Origin of the sequence: Vibrio crassostreae (genome assembly GCF_024347415.1) — a bacterium.
In the GTDB taxonomy this organism is placed as follows: Bacteria; Pseudomonadota; Gammaproteobacteria; order Enterobacterales; family Vibrionaceae; genus Vibrio; species Vibrio crassostreae.
This window is the reverse complement of the sequence record NZ_AP025477.1, coordinates 1,297,000-1,315,775: the sequence shown is the minus strand read 5'-3', so window position 1 is coordinate 1,315,775 and position 18,776 is coordinate 1,297,000. Positions and strand designations below refer to the sequence as shown.

14 protein-coding genes are annotated in these 18,776 nt (G+C 45.1%); 8 read left to right on the top strand and 6 right to left on the bottom strand.

What is annotated here, in order from left to right:
- Nucleotides 1–5 precede the first annotated feature (5 nt).
- From OC193_RS21645 to OC193_RS21635, 3 genes are read left to right on the top strand one after another with little or no spacing between them, the layout of a single operon-like run.
- Entirely contained in the window at nucleotides 6–2,333 is a 2,328-nt protein-coding gene (locus OC193_RS21645) for a proprotein convertase P-domain-containing protein (protein ID WP_048662425.1), read from the top strand.
- 4 nt (nucleotides 2,334–2,337) lie between these two features.
- On the top strand, nucleotides 2,338–3,822 hold the full coding sequence (locus tag OC193_RS21640; protein ID WP_048662535.1) for an Lcl domain-containing protein: 1,485 nt from the start codon (nucleotides 2,338–2,340) through the stop codon (nucleotides 3,820–3,822).
- A gap of 2 nt (nucleotides 3,823–3,824) precedes the next feature.
- The gene (locus OC193_RS21635) at nucleotides 3,825–4,382 is read left to right on the top strand and encodes an Lcl C-terminal domain-containing protein (RefSeq protein ID WP_048662424.1); all 558 of its coding nucleotides are present in this window, start codon (nucleotides 3,825–3,827) and stop codon (nucleotides 4,380–4,382) included.
- 81 nt (nucleotides 4,383–4,463) lie between these two features.
- Here OC193_RS21635 and OC193_RS21630 read toward each other — a convergent pair whose 3' ends face one another.
- Complete coding sequence (locus tag OC193_RS21630; protein WP_048662423.1) at nucleotides 4,464–6,107, bottom strand: methyl-accepting chemotaxis protein; 1,644 nt, start codon at nucleotides 6,105–6,107, stop codon at nucleotides 4,464–4,466.
- Between the two features lie 466 nt (nucleotides 6,108–6,573).
- Here OC193_RS21630 and OC193_RS21625 point away from each other — a divergent pair, with 466 nt between their 5' ends.
- From OC193_RS21625 to OC193_RS21605, 5 genes are all read left to right on the top strand, one after another.
- Entirely contained in the window at nucleotides 6,574–7,395 is an 822-nt protein-coding gene (locus OC193_RS21625; protein ID WP_048661033.1) for a phosphate ABC transporter substrate-binding protein, read from the top strand.
- Between the two features lie 111 nt (nucleotides 7,396–7,506).
- Nucleotides 7,507–8,436, top strand: coding sequence for a phosphate ABC transporter permease subunit PstC (gene pstC, locus OC193_RS21620; RefSeq protein ID WP_019822958.1), 930 nt, complete (start codon nucleotides 7,507–7,509; stop codon nucleotides 8,434–8,436).
- A gap of 15 nt (nucleotides 8,437–8,451) precedes the next feature.
- Nucleotides 8,452–9,315 carry a phosphate ABC transporter permease PstA gene (pstA, locus tag OC193_RS21615; protein ID WP_048661034.1) on the top strand — a complete coding sequence of 288 codons (864 nt, stop codon included), beginning with the start codon at nucleotides 8,452–8,454 and terminating at the stop codon, nucleotides 9,313–9,315.
- Nucleotides 9,316–9,405: 90 nt separating this feature from the next.
- Entirely contained in the window at nucleotides 9,406–10,155 is a 750-nt protein-coding gene (gene pstB, locus OC193_RS21610; RefSeq protein WP_004732036.1) for a phosphate ABC transporter ATP-binding protein PstB, read from the top strand.
- Nucleotides 10,156–10,491: 336 nt separating this feature from the next.
- Complete coding sequence (locus OC193_RS21605) at nucleotides 10,492–12,636, top strand: sensor domain-containing diguanylate cyclase (protein WP_048662422.1); 2,145 nt, start codon at nucleotides 10,492–10,494, stop codon at nucleotides 12,634–12,636.
- Nucleotides 12,637–12,742: 106 nt separating this feature from the next.
- Here OC193_RS21605 and OC193_RS21600 read toward each other — a convergent pair whose 3' ends face one another.
- From OC193_RS21600 to OC193_RS21580, 5 genes are read right to left on the bottom strand one after another with little or no spacing between them, the layout of a single operon-like run.
- Nucleotides 12,743–14,422, bottom strand: a complete 1,680-nt coding sequence (locus OC193_RS21600; RefSeq protein WP_048662421.1) for a BatD family protein — start codon at nucleotides 14,420–14,422, stop codon at nucleotides 12,743–12,745.
- Nucleotides 14,423–14,424: 2 nt separating this feature from the next.
- Complete coding sequence (locus OC193_RS21595) at nucleotides 14,425–16,389, bottom strand: vWA domain-containing protein (protein WP_261978796.1); 1,965 nt, start codon at nucleotides 16,387–16,389, stop codon at nucleotides 14,425–14,427.
- Nucleotides 16,382–17,374: a vWA domain-containing protein gene (locus OC193_RS21590; protein WP_123300550.1), complete on the bottom strand. Its 993-nt coding sequence runs from the start codon at nucleotides 17,372–17,374 to the stop codon at nucleotides 16,382–16,384. Before OC193_RS21590 ends, OC193_RS21595 begins: the two co-directional genes overlap by 8 nt.
- Nucleotides 17,367–17,852 (bottom strand): DUF4381 domain-containing protein, encoded by a 486-nt coding sequence (locus tag OC193_RS21585; protein WP_048662418.1) that lies wholly within the window; start codon nucleotides 17,850–17,852, stop codon nucleotides 17,367–17,369. The genes OC193_RS21590 and OC193_RS21585 overlap by 8 nt, the downstream gene beginning before the upstream one ends.
- Nucleotides 17,849–18,775 (bottom strand): DUF58 domain-containing protein, encoded by a 927-nt coding sequence (locus OC193_RS21580; protein WP_048662417.1) that lies wholly within the window; start codon nucleotides 18,773–18,775, stop codon nucleotides 17,849–17,851. Before OC193_RS21580 ends, OC193_RS21585 begins: the two co-directional genes overlap by 4 nt.
- Nucleotide 18,776 lies beyond the last annotated feature (1 nt).

The window sequence follows — 18,776 nt, the reverse complement described above, 5'->3', positions numbered from 1 at the left end:
GACATATGAAGAAGAGTTCTCTTTACCTTGCTTTGTGCTTAGCTTCTGCAACAAGCAGTGCCGCTGAATGGGATTACCCAATTGGCAGCACCGTTGTGACAACGCAACAAGAAGCTAAGGCTTATTTGGAAAATGCTTATCCTGAGGTTGGTACGCTAAGGTTTCGCTATGAAACACAGTCTAAATTGGGGAACCACTACAATTTCGATGTATTGATCGAAGGTGAGTATCAACAACAGAAGTCTATGGTTCTTTCCACGAATACTGACCAACAGGTGTTACGTGTTTTCAGAAGCTTAGAAAATACCGTGTTACTCAACGGAAATCCGACAACGGCTGCTGAGTTAGAAGCTCCTCGTTTATTAGAAGCAGAACGTCCGCCGAGCTTAAGCAGTGGGCAAGTTGTTGCGACTCATGTGAACGTGTTCAGTCCAGACTTGAGAACTATGGACAGGTCTGCGCCACCAGAAACGCTATTAACGGATGTGAGTCAGTATCCGAACTCTCCGAGCTATGTCCAAACGGATGTGGAAGTGTTGAACCATAGTAATGGAATCTACCTTACCAACGATCGTGTGTCTCAGGTTGATGCAACAGCCTTATACTCGATTGACCCTGACTCGGGTGCTGTAACGAACCGTGATGCTTCAAATTTCCTTGCAGCTGAGGGTGTTACTAAGTTTACTGACCTGGCTGATTTACAAAATGTGGATTGGCAAGACACGCGATTCCCACAGTTGATGGTTTTTGCTCACCTTGATCAGTCTTTGCGTTATATCAGTAGCTTGGGCTTTGATGTGTTTGATGCACCTCTTGAATTCGACGGTAGAGGACTATCTGCAGATAACTCGACTTACTACTACGGTCCTAAAGCAACTCTGTTTGGTGTCGGTGGAGGTTCTCCAGATGCATTAGATGGCGACGTCATTTTGCATGAGCTTGGGCATGGGATTCATTATCACATAGTAAAAGATTGGGCTTATGGTCATACCGGTGCAATCGGTGAAGGTTTTGGTGATTACTGGGCTGGTAGCTTTAGCTTTCGTACTCAATATGAAAATGCCCAAACTCGTGGACAAGAGTTCGAGATTGATACCGTCTTTAACTGGGATGGCTACTTTGGCGTAAGAAATACCACTCGCAGCCTTTGGAACCAAAGAGCACGTTACTTTAGACAAGCGGAATATCGCCCCCATGAAAGCGTTGCGGGGGAGCTAGGTGATGAACTTTGGTCAACACCGTTGTTCCAAGCTCTGAAAGCCGCGGTTGAACAGTATGGTGAGCTCGCTTTTAAAGAGTTCGATTCAATCATACTTGAGTCTATGTACGGGCTCGGACGTGGGGTGAAAATGCATGATCTAGCTGAGAGCACGCTGTTTGTGGCTCAACAGCTCTATCCGAATCGAGATTATGCCGAAATATTGAAGCAAAAGTTTGATGTGCATGGACTGATCATCGAGCCATTTAAAGTAGAGGTTCCTGATCATTATGTTGATCCAAAGAAGCCGCTGACCATTGAGTTGTACCCGACGTTAAGACAGGCTCAAGTCGATGGCGAAATCAATATTTCAGAATTGGTGAAGTCGTTTGTTAGTCCTCCGGTTAACCAACTAACGATCGAAGCGACACTTCCTACAGGTGAGGTGTGTGGTTCTTCAGTCACCATGAATACGAATGTCGACTATCGATACAGCGACACCCTCAAATCACAAAAGTGGCAGCATGATTTGCCCCTGGTATATGGCTTACCTGTACTCGAATCCGATATCAAAGAGTTGGATAGCTATCTTCCCGATAGCCGATTTAGCTCGACTAATCAGCCGATCGTTGGCTTTAAAACATTCAATTTCACACTAAGTGGAACGGATCAGATCGCAGACGAAAATTTCGGTATGTATTTAGAAATCGAGCATCCTCGTTTAAGCGACTTAGTGGTAACTCTGATTTCACCGAAGGGAACTCGAGTTGATTTACTTAACCATAAGTCGACACGCTTTTCTGGCTTTGATGGCTACTTCACACTCAAGCATGACTCGGCTCTTGATTCGTTTAAGGGTGAGCCTATTAATGGGTCTTGGCGTTTGGAAATTGCCGATTATGTAAATGGTGAAACAGGGAGCTTAAAGCGTTGGGGGCTCGGCACTATTTCGAAATATGAATGTGGAGAAACGACGACTTCACCTAAAGAACCAATAGCTACCAATAGCTCTTCTGGTGGCTCAGCTTCACCTATCTTGATTCTATTTATATCTTTGCTTTCGTTAGGCAGGTCATTTGCTACACGTTACTTGCCTCAAATGGCAAGGCTCTTTAAAAACAAAACAAGAAGATAACTCTATGAAACCTCAATTGACTATTTTGGCCATCTCTTTGGCCCTAGCTGGCTGTGGTGGTTCGGGCGGTTCCGATACCTCTGCATCGGCAGCACCAACCTACACTGTTTCAGGTACAGTGACAGCACAAAATGTAGATTTACAAAGTAAGGTCTGCGCAGACATCAATCAAAACTATATGTGTGATAGCGGAGAGCCAAGCTCGACGGCTAACGCGAATGGCGAATTTAGTATTACCAGTACTAAGAAGTCAATTTTATCGGTTCCTTTATTAGCTCAAGTGGATACGGGGATAGCAGCCAATAGCACGAGCGGTTCTGCGTCTTCTTACGCTTATATCGCAGCTCCCGGTCTTCAAAAAAACACGGGGAATGAGATTAATGGTATTAGTTCACTTTTGGCGGGTTATGTTGCGGATGGACTGACGGTTGCTGAGGCCAACAGCAAATTAAAAGCGCAGCTCGCGAAAAGTGGTATCTCTATTTCTGGTGACATACAAGACGATTTATCTGCGTCTGAGCTCGCGAGTTTGGAACAAAATATCGTATCAACAATCAAGGCTTTTAAGCACTCGAATCGTGCATTCATGCTCGCTCAGTTAAGTGCGAAATTTGATAAGAGTGCGGCTGATTATGTAAATGGCGTGCTCACAAATGATGAAGTTACCGCTTTTGCTAATTTCTTAGAAGGTGAATTGAAAGCTGCCACAGCATTGAATGATACTGGTGTTCTACGCTATTTCTCAGATATCGATGATACACAAAATGTCGCTGAGCCACAGAGTTCATTCCCAGGTCAAGATGCAGAATACGGCTTCGATAAAACAGAGCTGAATAGCAATACTGGCAATGGTTTCCAGTTTGCAAAGTTAGATTCAAGTGGTCAGGTGCTTGCTGATGATGCTGCACAGTGGTCTTGTATCCTCGATCAACGCAGTGGCTTGATTTGGGAGTCGAAAACGGATGATGAAAACTCTGTTCAATATAAAGATCGCATTTTAGCGCTAGAGTTACCTGGATTAGTAACGCCTTACGATCAGGATGTTGATCTAGCGACGTGTAAAACGAAAGGTGATGCGATATGTACCACTCAAGATTACGTTGAGCATATCAACGCAATGAATTTATGCGGTAAGTCAGATTGGCGTTTGCCAACGTTCCATGAGTTCTACAACTTGCTCGACTTCGGTGAAACTGAAACTAACTCAGATGGTGAAGTTTATGGTTTAACTTACAAGTACTTCCCACATCAAACCCTTGGTATTGACTATACGACTTACACTGGTTCGGTATGGACTCAATCCATTACTTATAGTCAATACACAAATGGCGCTGTCACGGGTGGCTTCTATTATAACGAGATTGGAACTCAGGGAGCAGATAGAGGGGTTGTTGGTTCCATAGAGATCTATTCAGGTGATGTTGATTCTTCAGATAATTATGATTCGTACCAATTCCCAGTTCGTTTAGTTTCACTACAAGGTCAATAGATATGAAAAATTTACTCTCAATAACTTTAATTGGCCTATTTTCTGCGGGTGCAATGGCACAAGAATGCAGCCTAGATATGGAAAAATCGGCTCCAAGCACACGCTATGTGGCGAACGATAATGGGACGTTTAGTGATGAACTCACAGGGCTGACTTGGATGCGTTGCCAGCTGGGGAAAACTTGGGATGCAAAGACGTTAGCTTGTAGTGGACCAGCTGAAACCTACCACTGGCAGAGTGCACTTGCTATGGTTGAATCAATTAATGACCAGAGTGGTAGTCATGCGTTGCATCAGTTCTCAGGTGTAAAAGAATGGCGTATGCCAAACATCAAAGAGTTAGTGTCATTAAAAGAAGTGGCATGCCACTCTCCAGCAATAAGTCACAAGGTGTTCGGTGATACGTTTAATGTTGAAGCAGGAAACTTGGCTTCATTTATATGGAGTTCGACTCCTGCAAGTGATGGACAGAGCGTGATGACGTTTGATTCCATTAATGGTGAGGTTTATCAGTACAACGCTGCGCAATACAAGTTTAGTGTTTTATTAGTTGCAGAATGAATTAGTTCTTAAGACGTAAATAAAAAGGCCGTGGTTTTCCACGGCCTTTTAGGTTTTGGTAAACAGGTATTAACTTAAAGCCTACACCTTAAAATAGTCTAACTGCTGCTTTTGTTGCTCAGCTAGGTTAGATAGCTCGTGGCTTGCTGCTGCGGCTTGAGTGATACCGGTTACGTTTTGGCTTACCAAACTGTAGATGTTTGAGATATTACGGTTGATGTCTGACGTCACTTGGCTTTGCTCTTCTGCGGCTGAAGCTACCTGCGTGTTAATTTCCGTCATGTCCGTTACTGAGTTAGCAATGCCTGAAAGGGCCGTGCTTACTTCCGCTGCCAGTGTTTGGTTGTGCTCTAGCATTGCTAGTGAGCTGCTCATGCTCTCGTTAGCGTTGCCAGATTGAACCTGCAAACCTTCAATAATGGTTTGGATCTCTTTGGTTGAGTCTTGAGTACGTGCTGCCAGCATTCGCACTTCATCTGCCACAACCGCGAAACCACGACCACTTTCACCCGCACGCGCCGCTTCAATTGCTGCGTTAAGCGCAAGCAGGTTGGTCTGTTCAGAGATGCTTTGAATCACCTCAATCACTTTGCCAATCTGTTCAGAGTGCTCTTTTAGCGTGCCCACAACATTTGCAGCTTCGCTTAGCTGAATCGCCATCTGTTCGTTAGCTTTGTTGCTTTCATTAAACAAGCTCATGCTGTGTGTTGCCATTTCGTCGGCTTGCTTAGACGCTGAGTCAGCTTGGACTGCGTTCTCATTAACGTGCGACGCGGTGCTTTCTAGTTGGTTTACAGCAGAAGCGACTTGCTCCACTTCTTGCTTCTCTTGGTCTGAGTTAACGCTGGATTGTGTCATTACAGCCGCTAGCTCTGTCGACGCAGAAGCCACTTCGATACTGATTCGAGACAGCGAGCTTACCGTATCACGCAGTTGGTCTACCGATTGGTTTACGTCTTGGGCAAGGCGAGATATTTCGTTGTCGCCATGCTCTTCCGCTTTTACTAGCAGGTTACCTTTTGCTACTTCGCGCATGGTTTCTTGGATATTGCTAAGCGGCTTAACAATGATGCCAGCTAGCGTCCAGCTGATGACTAATGCGATTGAAAGAATCACTAACAGTGCGATGGTTGCGGTATTGAGTGTGCTGGTGTGTTGCTGGCCATTGATGTCCACTTCTTGAGTGGCAATACGGTTCAGTTGCTTTGAGAGGAGGTTGATAGCTTGCACCATTTCGTTACCCGCGTGACGATATTGGTCGATTGCGATCTGATAGCGGTTATCAAAGTCAGAAGGTAGCGCTGCGCTGCCATGTTTTGCTCTTAGTAGAGGAAGCATAGTGGTGCGAGAAAAATCGACATAGTGATTCATCGCTTTGCTCATTGCGGCTACTTCATCTTGCATGCCTGGCACTGTGTCTAATGAGTTCAGTAGGCGAGTATTTTGGTCGCGTTTTTGGTTTAGTGTTTCAACCAGTGTTTTTACGTCATCAGCATTGAATAGGCTGTAGATCGCTTTGATGCGCATGCCATAGCTGTTGTCGACGATTTCACTGAGTTCTTCTTTATGTAGGATGAGTTGATCGGTTGCTGTTGATACATCTTTAAAAGCGTTTTCCAGTTTGTCACCACCGATGATGACACCCGTCAAAAGTAATACGACAGAAAAGAGTACTGGAATGAGAATTTGTATTTTTATCGATAAGCCACTGAGAAGTTGGCGCATGTAATGTCCCTCTTTGAATAATTAAATGAGCAGAAGCAATTGTTATTATTGTTATTAGTCAGTGATTCTAACTTCTGAGAATGACAATTCAATCAGTAATAGATTCGATTTTGATATATGCGATAGGTATTTCATAAATTCTGATTATTTATCGTACAAACAAGGCTTTAGCCATTTTTAAGATAGGGTTATTTAACACAGAACCCTGTGTGGTATTAGGTAATGAAAGGGATGGCGAGATATTGAGCGGTTTGGCTTAAATAGGTTGGAATGAATATTCAGTGCCTATAAGTGAGGCTAATTTATTACTTCAAGGTTATTTGGTAGGGGGAAAACAAGAAAATAAATTGTAGTTGTCATATAGGCTTCAATTAAGTGAAACACAACTGTCACATTCAGATTCTAAAGTGGGCACCGTTCAAGCAAAACAACATTACGGCAATAACGCCACTAAAGGAAATTTGTGATGAAAAAGACAGTTATCGGTGCAATTGCACTACTAGGCGCTCTAACAGTGAATACAGCTTCAGCTAAAGAAACTATCTCTGTAGTTGGCTCTAACAGTGCTTCTCCACTGGTTGAAGTTTTTGCAGAAACCTACATGAATAAAGGCGAACCAGTGTTCATCGAAATTCAAGCACCGGGTTCTTCTGCAGGCATCAAAGCAGCAAAAAATGGAAGTGCTGACCTTGGTATCTCTTCTCGTGACCTAAAAGAAGAAGAGAAAACAGCTGACCTGAAAGAGCTCGTTATCGCTCGTGACGGTATCGCAGTTGTTGTTAACCCAAATAACGAAGTATCTGCTCTTACAGCTGAGCAAATCACTTCAATCTACAAAGGCGACATCACTAACTGGAAAGATGTTGGTGGTGCAGACAAGCCAATCGTAGCAATCACTCGTGATACTGCATCTGGTACACGTGGTGCATTCGAAGACATCATGAAACTTAAGAAGAAGATTGGCGACAAGAAAGTATCGGCTATCTCTCAACGTGCACAAGTTGCAAACGGTAACGGCGCACTTAAAGTTTCTGTAGCTAGCAACCCATACGCTATCGGCTTTATCTCTCTTGGTACTGTAGACAACACAGTTCAAGCTCTAACTATCGACGGCGCAGAAGCATCAGTTGATAACGTTAAGAACGGCTCTTACAAAGTTGCTCGTCCTTTCCTAGTTCTTTACAAAGCAGGCGCTCCAACAGCTGAAACTCAACAATTCCTAGACTGGATGGTTGCAGATGAAGCTCAAGCTATCGCTGACAAAAAAGGCTACATCACAGTTAACTAATCTTAACTGACCAACACTTAATTATTGCTCAGCCTAACTTAGGCTGAGCCTTTTCTTTCAACTTTGTCTATTTCGAGCTCTTGTTGAGCCACAAAGTTTGAGATTTTATATATGACCATCGCAAATAGTGAAAAGCTTATGAATACTGAAGCGACTCAAATCAACAAGCCAAGTCTACGTGCTAAGAAGCGCATCGACTGGAGAGAAAGAATCTTCCACGGCTTGTTCTTATCGAGTGCTGTAATCGGCATCGTATCACTAGCCGTTATCGCTTACTTTATCGTTGCAGAGAGTATCCCTGCATTCCAAGAGGCGGGTGTTTCTGGCATCGTTCTGGGTGTTGACTGGTTACCTCCAGCTCTATTCGGTGTTGCAACCATGATCGTTGCCTCGATCGTTTCGACACTTGGAGCTGTAGTTGTTGGTGTGCCGGTTGGTGTATTAACCGCTATTTTTATTGCTGAGATTGCTCCAAAGCGTCTGGCAGATATTATTCGACCAGCAGTTGAGCTTCTAGCTGGTATCCCGTCGGTAGTTTACGGCTTCTTCGGTCTGGTAATTATCGTTCCAATGATTCAGAACATTTTCCAAGTACCAGCCGGTAATACTATCCTGGCAGGTATCATTGTTCTGGGTATCATGATTCTTCCTACCGTTATCACGGTTTCTGAAACTTCGATTCGTGCTGTACCTCGTACATACAAAGAAGGTTCACTTGCACTGGGCGCTTCGAAAATCTACACAATTTTTAAGCTACTCGTTCCTGCTGCACGTTCAGGCATTATGACTGGTGTGATTTTGGGTATCGGTCGCGCACTTGGCGAAACGATGGCAATCATCATGGTTATGGGTAACGCGCCAGCAATGCCAGAAGGTATTTTGGATTCGGCTCGTACGCTAACAGCAAACATTGCAATTGAAATGTCTTACGCAAGTGGCGTTCACGCTAACGCACTGTACGCAACAGGTGTTGTACTTCTAGTGTTCATCATGATGTTAAATGGTGCTCTACTTTATCTTAACCGTGAAAAAGCGAAGTAGGCGAGGATAAGTAATATGGATCGCGTAAAATTAAAGCAAGCACGTCAAATCAAAGATAACATCTTAAAAGGTTTTATCTGGGCAGCTGCGGCTGTAACCGTTGGTTTCTTATTCTGGATTATTTGGTACATCCTATCGAACGGTCTGCAATACGTAGATTGGAACTTCATCACTGACGATTACACTCGTACTGGTGAAGAGCGTGGTATTTTCCCAATGATCATCGCCACGATCTACATGGTAATTGCATCGATTGCAGTCGCAGCACCACTGGGCATCATGACGGCAATCTACCTAACAGAATATGCGAAAGTAGGTAGCCGTTTGGTGAAAGTGATTCGATTCTGTACTGAGTCGCTCGCTGGTATTCCATCGATTATCTTCGGTCTGTTCGGTATGACCTTCTTTGTTTCGATCCTTGGCCTTGGCTTCTCGATTCTATCGGGTGCATTAACGCTAAGTATCTTGATTCTTCCTGTAATCATTCGTACTACAGAAGAAGCATTGATGGCAGTACCACAAACTTACCGTGAAGGCTCATACGGCCTTGGCGCTTCAAAAATCTACACTATCTGGCGTTTGATCTTACCAAGCGCAATGCCAGGTATCTTAACTTCGGTCATTCTTAGTATTGGTCGTGTAATTGGCGAATCAGCACCTGTATTTTTAACAGCAGGTATGGTGGCACGTGTTCCTGAGTCGGTATTCGATTCTGGCCGTACACTAACGGTTCACCTATATAAGCTGACAACAGAGCTATTTACTATCGATGAGTGGAACCAAGCCTACGGCACGGCGACAGTCCTAATCGTATTGGTTCTCTTGATCAACATGGTTACAAAACTGATTGCAAGACGCTTCAACACGGCAACTTACTAAGCTGATTAGCAGGCTCAACAATAAAGAGAGCCTCCGTGATAAAGAAAGCATCAAGCTAGACACGAATTTAAGAATTTAGAGATTACGACAATGAACAAATTTGATATTGAGAACCTAGATCTGTTTTACGGCGACAACCAAGCGCTTAAATCTATCAACCTGCCAATTCCAACTCGTCAGGTTACGGCACTGATTGGCCCATCTGGTTGTGGTAAGTCAACGCTACTACGTTGCTTGAACCGCATGAATGACCTAATTGAAGGCGTTACTATCAAAGGTAAGCTGGATATGGATGGCACAAACATCTACGGCAATATTGATGTGGCTGACCTACGTATCCGCGTCGGCATGGTATTCCAAAAACCAAACCCATTCCCAATGAGCATCTACGAGAACGTGGCTTACGGGCTACGTGCTCAAGGTATCAAAGACAAAAAGCACATTGACGAAGTAGTAGAAAGCTCACTGCGCAGTGCGGCACTTTGGGACGAAGTAAAAGACCGTCTTAAAGCACACGCATTTGGCTTGTCTGGTGGTCAGCAACAGCGTCTATGTATCGCTCGTACCATTGCAATGGAACCGGATGTAATCCTAATGGATGAACCAACATCGGCTCTAGACCCAATCGCGACGCATAAGATTGAAGAATTGATGGAAGATCTGAAGAAAGACTTCACTATCGTTATCGTAACGCACTCAATGCAGCAAGCGCGTCGTATTTCAGACCGTACTGCTTTCTTCCTAATGGGAGAGCTTGTAGAGCACAACGAAACGAGTGTTATCTTTAGCGAGCCAAAAGATGATCGTACTAAAGGTTACGTAAACGGTGACTTTGGTTAATTGATTATTCAAGTGCTGTGTTTGGCCTTTTAGCGAAATCAGCACGCTAACTGATACGCAGGTTAGATAATCGAATAGATCGACAGAATTATCACTATAACTATAAGCGATGGAAGTTTTGCCCCACTTTAGGTGGGGCTTTTTTATACCTTTAAAAAAGTCCCAATGTCGATGAAATTTTGGGCAGGAAATCCCATTTTTGTAGTCCTTCTCATGCTTGTGATAATGTAAAAAGTGAAATTGCGACCCGCTTAACATCTCATTTTTAGTTACATTGATTGCATATCAAGGCTTCTGTATTTTTGCTGTATTCTCAATAGCCAATGGACGGAAGCTGTGCCTGTAAAAGCCTTTGCAAAACAAATATCTGCTACGCGTGATCACCGTTTATTGGCAGAGTCTCTTTTTGACTACTTGACTAAGATGCTTGCTCCAAAAGGGATTGGGATATTTGCAGAACCGATACCAGAAGTCGATTCGTTCCCCTTGTTTTCTTATGGAGAGCTAACGTCTCTGGCTAATTATCCTGCTACGTTTTGGCCTTGGGTTTCTCAATTCGATACCGCAGATGGCGTGCTCCCAATGTCTATCAACACTTGTAAGTGGGAACACATGAAAGTGTTAGGTGGAGAGTCATTCATCATGATGCTCGACAACGCGCCTGCCTGTAGAACTTATTTAATTGTTCAAAATTGCAATGCTCAGCATATCAACCAAACCTTCGACCAAGATCTTGATGTTCTTCAACTTGCAGCAGCCCGCTGGCAATGCATTCGTGCAGAAAAGAACGCTGCGCTGGAGATCAAACACCGCGACACGCGTGAAGCGCAGTACCTTGATGAAATAAAGCTTCGTGAACTGTTTGTGGAGAATATGAAACTGGTTCATCAGGTGGCATTAGAGCTTTCTAATCCTGACTCTTTGGATGCCTTGTATAAAGCCTCGGTTGAGGCGGTTCGTGATCGGTTAGGATTTGATCGTGCGATCTTCATGCTATTGGATATGAAAAAGCGCTGTTTTAGCGGGACATACGGCACTGATGAGTCCGGTAAGACAAACAGTGAGCACCATACTCAATATGATTTACACCAGCTTGAAGCTGAATATATTGAAGCTTTGTCTGACAATCACACCAACCTCATTGTTATCGAGCAAGCCCCGCTCTACACGGAAGGAAAAGTGGTCGGGCAGGGGTGGAATGGAATGCTCATCTTACGTGAAGGTGATAAACCCGTCGGATGGATTGCGATGGATAACTACATTCACCGTTCACCCATCACCAATTATCAAAAGCAGATGCTTGAATCCTTTGGCTCTCTGCTTTCTCAGATCTACATTCGCAAACGCCAAGAACAAAATATACGCATGTTGCACTCAAGTATGGTGGAGCTATCTCGCTGCGATACTGTCAGTGAAGTGTGTAAATCGGCGGTGAGCTTTGCGATTCAGCATTTAGGCATCGATCGACTGGCGGTTTTTCTCACCGATAAAAATTGCAGTTACATGCAAGGCACGTGGGGCACGGACATAAAAGGCGATATTGTCGATGAGTCCTATTATCGCTCTGAGCTGGTAGAGCGAGACATCGTAGCCGCAGCTCGTGCTTGCCCTAACCAAGTGGCGTTTGAAGAGTCTGTCCCAATTTATCACGACTTTAATATTGTTGGTGTCGGTTGGACGGCAATGACCATGCTCACCACAAACACGGGTGAGCCGATTGCGTTTATCGCAGCCGATAACCTGTTAACTCGTAGCCCATTGACCTCACAATTGCGCGAAGTTATACGTATCTTTGCTTCAAGCCTTGCTGAGGTGCTGCAAAGAACTATGGCGCAAGAGGAGCTCAAAAAGCTCAATGAAACTCTGGAGCAAGAAGTCAGTAAGCGCACCCAAGAGCTAGAGTTGGCGAATGAGCAATTGGATATCATTTCCAAGCTAGACCCTCTGACACGTCTTGGAAATCGCCGCATGCTGTCGCAGGTCTTAGAAGATTTGAACTGCGACGATCAAGGTGCTTTTGCCACACAACATGAAATTACATTTGGGCTTATCCTTGTCGATTTAGATCATTTTGGCTTGTACAACAGTGTTTATGGTCATACGGAGGGTGATTCTGCTCTTCGAACCATCGGCAAGATACTTAATGCTCATGTTCATAGTGACAAGGAAACCTTCTGTCGGATTGGCGGAGAAGAGTTCATGTTGTTGATGATCGGCACTCATCACTCTGAAACTAAACAGCGTGCAGAGTCGATTAGAAAGTGCATTGAAGAGGCGAAAATCCTTCACAGCGAAAGTAGCACTAGCCCATATTTAACCGCATCAGTCGGGTATGCCTCGATAACTTCTGACCAGCACCAATTTGATTTTGACCTGCTTTACGGCAAGGCCGATAAAGCTTTGTATCAAGCCAAGGACTTGGGACGAAATAGAATCGTCTCAGCCTTGAAGCGAAAAAAGGTCGCGGTTTCAATCTCTTAGTCTGGTATCTGCTTCTTCCTAGCGTGAAAACGAATAAAGCCGTGATGCTCACGAGGTGGTCATCACGGCTTCATTTTTTCTTCTAAATCAAAGTGTTTCTGGTTAATTAAAGACTTTCTAGTGAGCTTTGACTCGTTTTGCTAGAGACTCGCTTTGGTTTCTTAACCGCTTTGATTACCTCAGAAGGGTCCCATGATGGGTTTGTCGAGCTAGCTTCACCATAAAGGCTTTGGTTTAGCTTGGTTAGCTCTGCTTCAACGGCTTCTAACGTCTCATCGCTTAGATCTGCATTTTCAGATTTCCATTGTTCAAACAAGGTTCTCGTCATCACGCCATCTTTCTTTTTTAGAGCTTCAATAAGCGCTTTTGCTGTATCTGATTGACGTTCAACAGTGTGTGTTGGTTTTGTCGTTACCCCACGGCGTGACCAGAAATAGAAAGCCATCGCTGAGCTGATTAACCATAAAACAGCAAACAGAGCGGTGAGATAAGGCCAGAACCCCGGGCTATCAACAGTCACAACCGTTGGGCTGACTTGTTGGGTTGGTGGTGCGGTAACTGGTGGTGTGCTAGACGTCGCGCGCTCACTTGCCTTTACCGCTAACTCTAGTCCAAGCGCTTTACTGGTTTGTTCTGATTGTGAATCGGTGTTGAACCAAGATTGAGAGACCTGCGGAAGTGGGATATTTCCAGCTTCTTTCGGGATCAATACCTGCTTGTAAACCACCACCGCATCACCGGACTGTGTTGTGCCAAATTGCGGCTTCTCTTCATAAACACGAACCGATTTAGGGTAGGTGACATTCAGTTTTGGTAGTTGGTGCTGGGTTAAATTTCTGGCTGTCATGGTGATGGTTCGAGTTAACGAATCACCCGCTTCCATTTCGATGGCTTGCTTGCCGCCTTCTAAACCATTGTTACTGGTTAGCTCGTTACCTTGGCTATCTGACCATTTTTGAATCAGTTTGAAGTTTGATGTTGGTAACCACTCACCTTGGTAGCCTTTTGGTACCTCTTTGACGGTTACATTTAGGGTTTCAACGGGAGTATCGAGTTGGAACAGACGAGTTGTACTGGAGTTGTTGGTTGAGTAAACAACGGCTCCTGTCAGCTTCGGCCCGTTCAGTTTAAATTGTCCCGCTTTTTGTGACGAGATGCGGAAAGACTGTTGAACAACCGTCACCTCTTGCCCATTGAGGACATCTTGAAATTGCTTTGATTCACCAATAGGTTCCACATCTAAGCCCGGCGAGCTCGGTGGTGCTATCTTGGGATCTTGCAGCCTTCTTGGATCAGCTTTAATTATCAGCTTTACATCAAGTTCAGCGACTTCTTGCGGGTACAGCGAGTCTTTACTCAGATTAAGCTGGAACTCAGCCATATCATGTTGAGTGGGTGCAGCTTTATTAACGGCAACATTGATGGTAATTGGCTTGGTTTTCGCCCCTTCAATATCAAAGCTAGGGATCTGAACCTTGCCTAAACGCAGCGGAGCAAGGCTGATGTTCCATTCACTTGACACCGAGCGGCTGCCATTGACGATTCGCATCGACGAGCCAAAGCTTGGTGTACCGACATAGAAGTCTTGTTGGAGCGCCGTTAGATCTAAAGCATCAGAAGAGACCTTTTCATCGGTCGCGACTCTAAGTAGGAATACTTCATCTTTGGTGACACTGTTATGTGAAACACTCGCCACAGCGTTTGCAGCCAATGCTGAGAAGGACGAGAAAGCTCCCAACAACAATGTTAGGAGTACGGATAAAAATGGCTTGTTTAGAAATCGCATGGTTACCACTTTTTGTTCTGGTTGTTAGGAGCACTTTTTTGTCGTGCTTGTAAAATCATTTGCGCTTTAAGCAGCTGACTCGGGTCTCGGGCGCTTTCTACTTGCTCAAGCTTTCGCATCTCTGGGTCACTCGATAGCGGTTGCTCTGAGGTTTGTGCTACCGCCTGTCGAGCATCGCCTTCACCTTTTTCGCTTGAAGCTTGCTGTGCGCTTGCACTTTGAGGTGTTGATTCATCTTGATCTTCTGACTGCTCGGCTTTATTTGGTTGCTTAGACTGAGCTGTTTGCTCGCCTGCATTTGCATCCGGTTGGTCTTTGGCTTGCCCTTGGTTTGCACTTTCAGCTTGGTCGTCTGTTAGGTTCTGTGATTTTTCACCGCTTGCAGAGCTTTGCTGTTGATCCGACGAGTCTTGCGAAGAATCATTTTGCTGACCTTGCTGACCTTGCTGACCTTGCTGACCTTGCTGACCTTGCTGACCTTGCTGATTCTGCTGGTCTTTTTGATCTCTGGATTCAGAATCATCTTGCTGTTGCTGTTGCTGTTGCTGTTGCTGTTGCTGTTGCTGTTGCTGTTGCTGTTGCTGTTGCTGTTGCTGTTGCTGTTGCTGTTGCTGTTGCTGTTGCTGTTGCTGTTGCTGTTGGGCTTGTTTGACGATCTCTAGATTCTTCTTCGCATAGGTGTGCTCAGGGTTGTTTTCTAGAATGTGTTGATACTCTTCTATCGCTTGATCGTACTTGCCTTGCTGCGCTTGTGCATTTGCAAGGTTGTAGCGAGCATCTTCACCATTTAAACCTTGTAGTGTCTGCTCTGCAGCTTCGAAGTCACCCGCTCTGTATTGTGCGATGCCTTTCCACTCTTGTTGTTGGAACTGTTCAGCTGCCTGTTGGAAGTCTTCATCTTGATAAAGCTGATAACCCAGCTGGTCGTCGGTTTTCCAAGGATTCGCAAACGCAGTATTCGGTTGGCTGAACGACAAAACCACAGCTAATCCGCACCAAATAACACCCTTTCGAAACAGTCCAAGTGCGGGCAGTAATAGGAATGGCAGAAGCCAGAAGCCATTGTTAATTCTGGTGTTGAGTGAGTTATTGGTTTTGGTCACTTCTGTCGTTGTTGCAATGCGGTCGAGATAGTTCGCGATGTGTTCAACATCTGAGTTATCAAATTGAACCTCAGTGAACGTGCCACCATAACTGCGAGTCAGGTCGCGCATGTTCTCTAAGTGGGTTCTTGCCACCACGGTTTGTCCTGAGGCGGTTTGCAGCATCGAGCCAGTAGGTAACGAGATTGGCGCACCACTTTCTGTCCCTACTGCTAAAATCGACAATGTCCAATTGCTGCCAGAGAGTAGGGCGTCTATTTCTCGCTTTTCTTGGTCATCGATATCATCCGCAATCAATACCAAGTCACCTTGGTAGATCTTCGCGCGAGTCATCGTCTCAATCGCAAGCTTTACCGCAGCAGGTGCATTACTGCCTTGGTAAGGCATGATATCCGGGGAAAGGTTAGGCACTAGGTTCTTAATGGTGTTGATGTCTGACGTTAGCGGGCTAATGGTGTAAGCATCGCCAGCGTACGCGACCATTCCGGTTAGACCTTCTTTCCACAACGAAAGCAGATCCAGAGCTTTGTATCGCGCTTGAGTTAGGCGATTTGGTTTTATGTCGGTAGCGTATAGAGACATCGACATGTCCATCATCACAACTCGTGCCTGCGTTTTTTCAAAGCTTGGTTGTTCGTTTTTCTCGAAGCTTGGTCCAGCTAATGCAATAACGCCGATCAGCCACCAAATACCGAAGTAAGTACTGCGATTTTTCGATGGCTTACTCGATTCTGGAGCTAGATAACGGGCGATGTGTGACGCGAGTAATCCTTGTTTGGACTGTGCCTTGCTCAGCCACCAAATAGCGGGCAGCACGGCAAGCGCCAAGAACCAATATGGGTAGATAAAAGTAAAGTTAGACATTGTTTCTCCTAATGGCTAACAGCATAAATGCGAAGAACATTGCCGCCGACAGTGGCCAGACAAACCACTCTTGTTGTGGTCGCCAGATCTTAGTAGCGTTCGTCACGGGTTCTAACTGGTTGATGGTGTCGTAAATGGTCGCCAGCTCTTTACTGTCACGCGCTCTGAAATACTGGCCGCCAGTGCGTTTGGCGATTTCCATTAGCGTGCGTTCATCGAGGTCTTGAGCAGTGTTCACTTTGCGAGTCATGAAGAACTCTTTAACCATCATTTCGCCTGCGCCAACACCCACGGTGTAAATCGTCGCGTCATATTTCTTTGCAATATCCGCTGCTTCTAGCGGATCTAATACCCCTGCGGTATTACTGCCGTCGCTGAGTAGAATCATTACACGTTGGGGCGCATCGCTATCGACAAAGGTTTTGGTGGCAAGGCCAATACCATCACCAATCGCGGTTTGAGTACCAATCAGCTTTAACACCGCTTGATTGAGCTGTTGTGAAAGCGTGTCTCTATCTAGCGTAAGTGGCGTCTGTAAGTAGGCGTGATCAGCAAATAGTACCAATCCGACTCGGTCGCCTTTACGTCGTTCAATAAAGTCACTCAATACATGTTTTACCGCAGATAAGCGATCGATGTATTCGCCATTGAATTGCATGTCTTCTTGGCTCATGGAGTAGGAGAGGTCGACAACCAACATCAAATCACGGTGTTTCGGCTGAAACTCAACTGGTTCACCGTACCAAACTGGACGTGCCATGGCCGTTACCAATAAAAGCCAGATGATGACTGACAAGGCTTTGGGTAAGCGACTGCTCGGTGTTTGGGTATTGCTGTCCTCGGGCAAAAACGGAAGCCTTAGAGCGCTGCTTGATTCTGATTTTGGTGAGAATAAGTAAACAAGGATCGGCAAGGGCGCTAGGAACAGCATCCACCACCAAACGAATTCAATATTTAGTAAGCTCGTGTTTAAAAGATCAGTCATAACGACCTCGCTTTGGAGGAAGGGCTTTACGAAGCCAGGTTTCGCAGTCATTAACCAATTGCTGTTGAGCCTTTTTCTGTTCGTCGTTCATTAGGGCTGCATTTTGATAGAGCGCTTGCTGCCACTGGGATTGTTTTGCTACAAATAACGGCTTCGCTAATTGCGCATCTAAAAAAGCCAACCAATCATCACCAGACAAGCCTGCCACTTTTTCTCGCGGGAAATAGCTAAGTGCAGCCTGTCGAACGATGTCTTGAGCTTTGCTCGGAGACAAGCCATCTGGAGAGTGATTATTGCTAAAGTAAGACAGCGCTTCTTGCTTCGCTTGTTGATTGTTTTTTCTACGTTTTAGAATGAAAAATACTAAGGCACTCAGGGCAATGGCTGTGATAATTACTGCCCACCAGCCCCAAGCCAAAGACCACCAGGTCGGAGCGTCAGGCGCAATAACTGGGCTTAAATCTAAGGGCTGATTCATGACTGAGCTCCTGATATCTGGCTCATGAGTGACTGCGCACTCGACAGCGAGCTATAGGGTATCGCGAGAGATAACCCCATCTGCTGTAGCTGCTGTTTCTTAAGCGAAAAAGCATGGTTAAGCTTTTGCTTCTCTTTATTGGAGGAGAAATTAAACCATTGAGTCTTGCTGCCATCGGTGACCTGTTTAGAACCTTTATAGGTGGTTTCGCCTTGCTCTAGCGGATCGTAGAAATGGACCAGACGCACTCTGTTGTGCCGGCGAATTTGGCTGATAAGTGAGTAGTCACTTTCTTGGTAACGCACAAAGTCACTGAGGATAATGATATCGCTCCCTTTCGGACAAAGCTGGTGCAGAGATTTCAGCCCAAGTTCGAAGGTCGTGTCATTATGATTATCGTGGTTGGTCAGTGCTGCATTATTGATTTCTATGACTTTTTGCAGAATACGCAACGGAGCATGGTTGCTAGCACTTGGTTTAATCTCAATGACCTCTTTGCCTGTATCGATCACAGCGCCAATTCGGTCTTTTTGAGCCACAGTTAACCAACACAGTTGACTAGCAAAGTGTGCGAGTTGAACCGATTTAAGCAGCAAGGTTGAGCCGAAAATCATACTACTTGATAGGTCCAAGAACAAAATCACAGGCTGTTCTCTTTCTTCAGAAAACAGTTTGGTGTACGCCTTGCCTGTTCTAGCCGTGACGCGCCAATCAATGCTGCGGATATCGTCGCCTGCCTGATATTGACGAACCTCAGAGAAATTCATCCCGCGACCTTTACGATTGCTCTCGTGTTGACCATTAAGTTGCGACCACAGGCTCTTGGCTGGAGGCAACCAGCGAACAGACTGCGCTTTGTATTGCAGCAGTTCATCCAGATTTAACGTGACGCCGTCACTATGGTTGGGTAATTGATTATTCATG

What these genes read in the sequence shown, in the direction of transcription:
- pstC (WP_019822958.1), top strand. Translation starts at nt 7,507, where the DNA reads ATGACCATCGCAAATAGTGAAAAGCTTATGAATACTGAAGCGACTCAA.
- OC193_RS21580 (WP_048662417.1), bottom strand. Translation starts at nt 18,775, where the DNA reads ATGAATAATCAATTACCCAACCATAGTGACGGCGTCACGTTAAATCTG.
- OC193_RS21640 (WP_048662535.1), top strand. Translation starts at nt 2,338, where the DNA reads ATGAAACCTCAATTGACTATTTTGGCCATCTCTTTGGCCCTAGCTGGC.
- OC193_RS21585 (WP_048662418.1), bottom strand. Translation starts at nt 17,852, where the DNA reads ATGAATCAGCCCTTAGATTTAAGCCCAGTTATTGCGCCTGACGCTCCG.
- pstA (WP_048661034.1), top strand. Translation starts at nt 8,452, where the DNA reads ATGGATCGCGTAAAATTAAAGCAAGCACGTCAAATCAAAGATAACATC.
- OC193_RS21590 (WP_123300550.1), bottom strand. Translation starts at nt 17,374, where the DNA reads ATGACTGATCTTTTAAACACGAGCTTACTAAATATTGAATTCGTTTGG.
- OC193_RS21595 (WP_261978796.1), bottom strand. Translation starts at nt 16,389, where the DNA reads ATGTCTAACTTTACTTTTATCTACCCATATTGGTTCTTGGCGCTTGCC.
- OC193_RS21625 (WP_048661033.1), top strand. Translation starts at nt 6,574, where the DNA reads ATGAAAAAGACAGTTATCGGTGCAATTGCACTACTAGGCGCTCTAACA.
- OC193_RS21630 (WP_048662423.1), bottom strand. Translation starts at nt 6,107, where the DNA reads ATGCGCCAACTTCTCAGTGGCTTATCGATAAAAATACAAATTCTCATT.
- OC193_RS21635 (WP_048662424.1), top strand. Translation starts at nt 3,825, where the DNA reads ATGAAAAATTTACTCTCAATAACTTTAATTGGCCTATTTTCTGCGGGT.
- OC193_RS21600 (WP_048662421.1), bottom strand. Translation starts at nt 14,422, where the DNA reads ATGCGATTTCTAAACAAGCCATTTTTATCCGTACTCCTAACATTGTTG.
- OC193_RS21645 (WP_048662425.1), top strand. Translation starts at nt 6, where the DNA reads ATGAAGAAGAGTTCTCTTTACCTTGCTTTGTGCTTAGCTTCTGCAACA.
- pstB (WP_004732036.1), top strand. Translation starts at nt 9,406, where the DNA reads ATGAACAAATTTGATATTGAGAACCTAGATCTGTTTTACGGCGACAAC.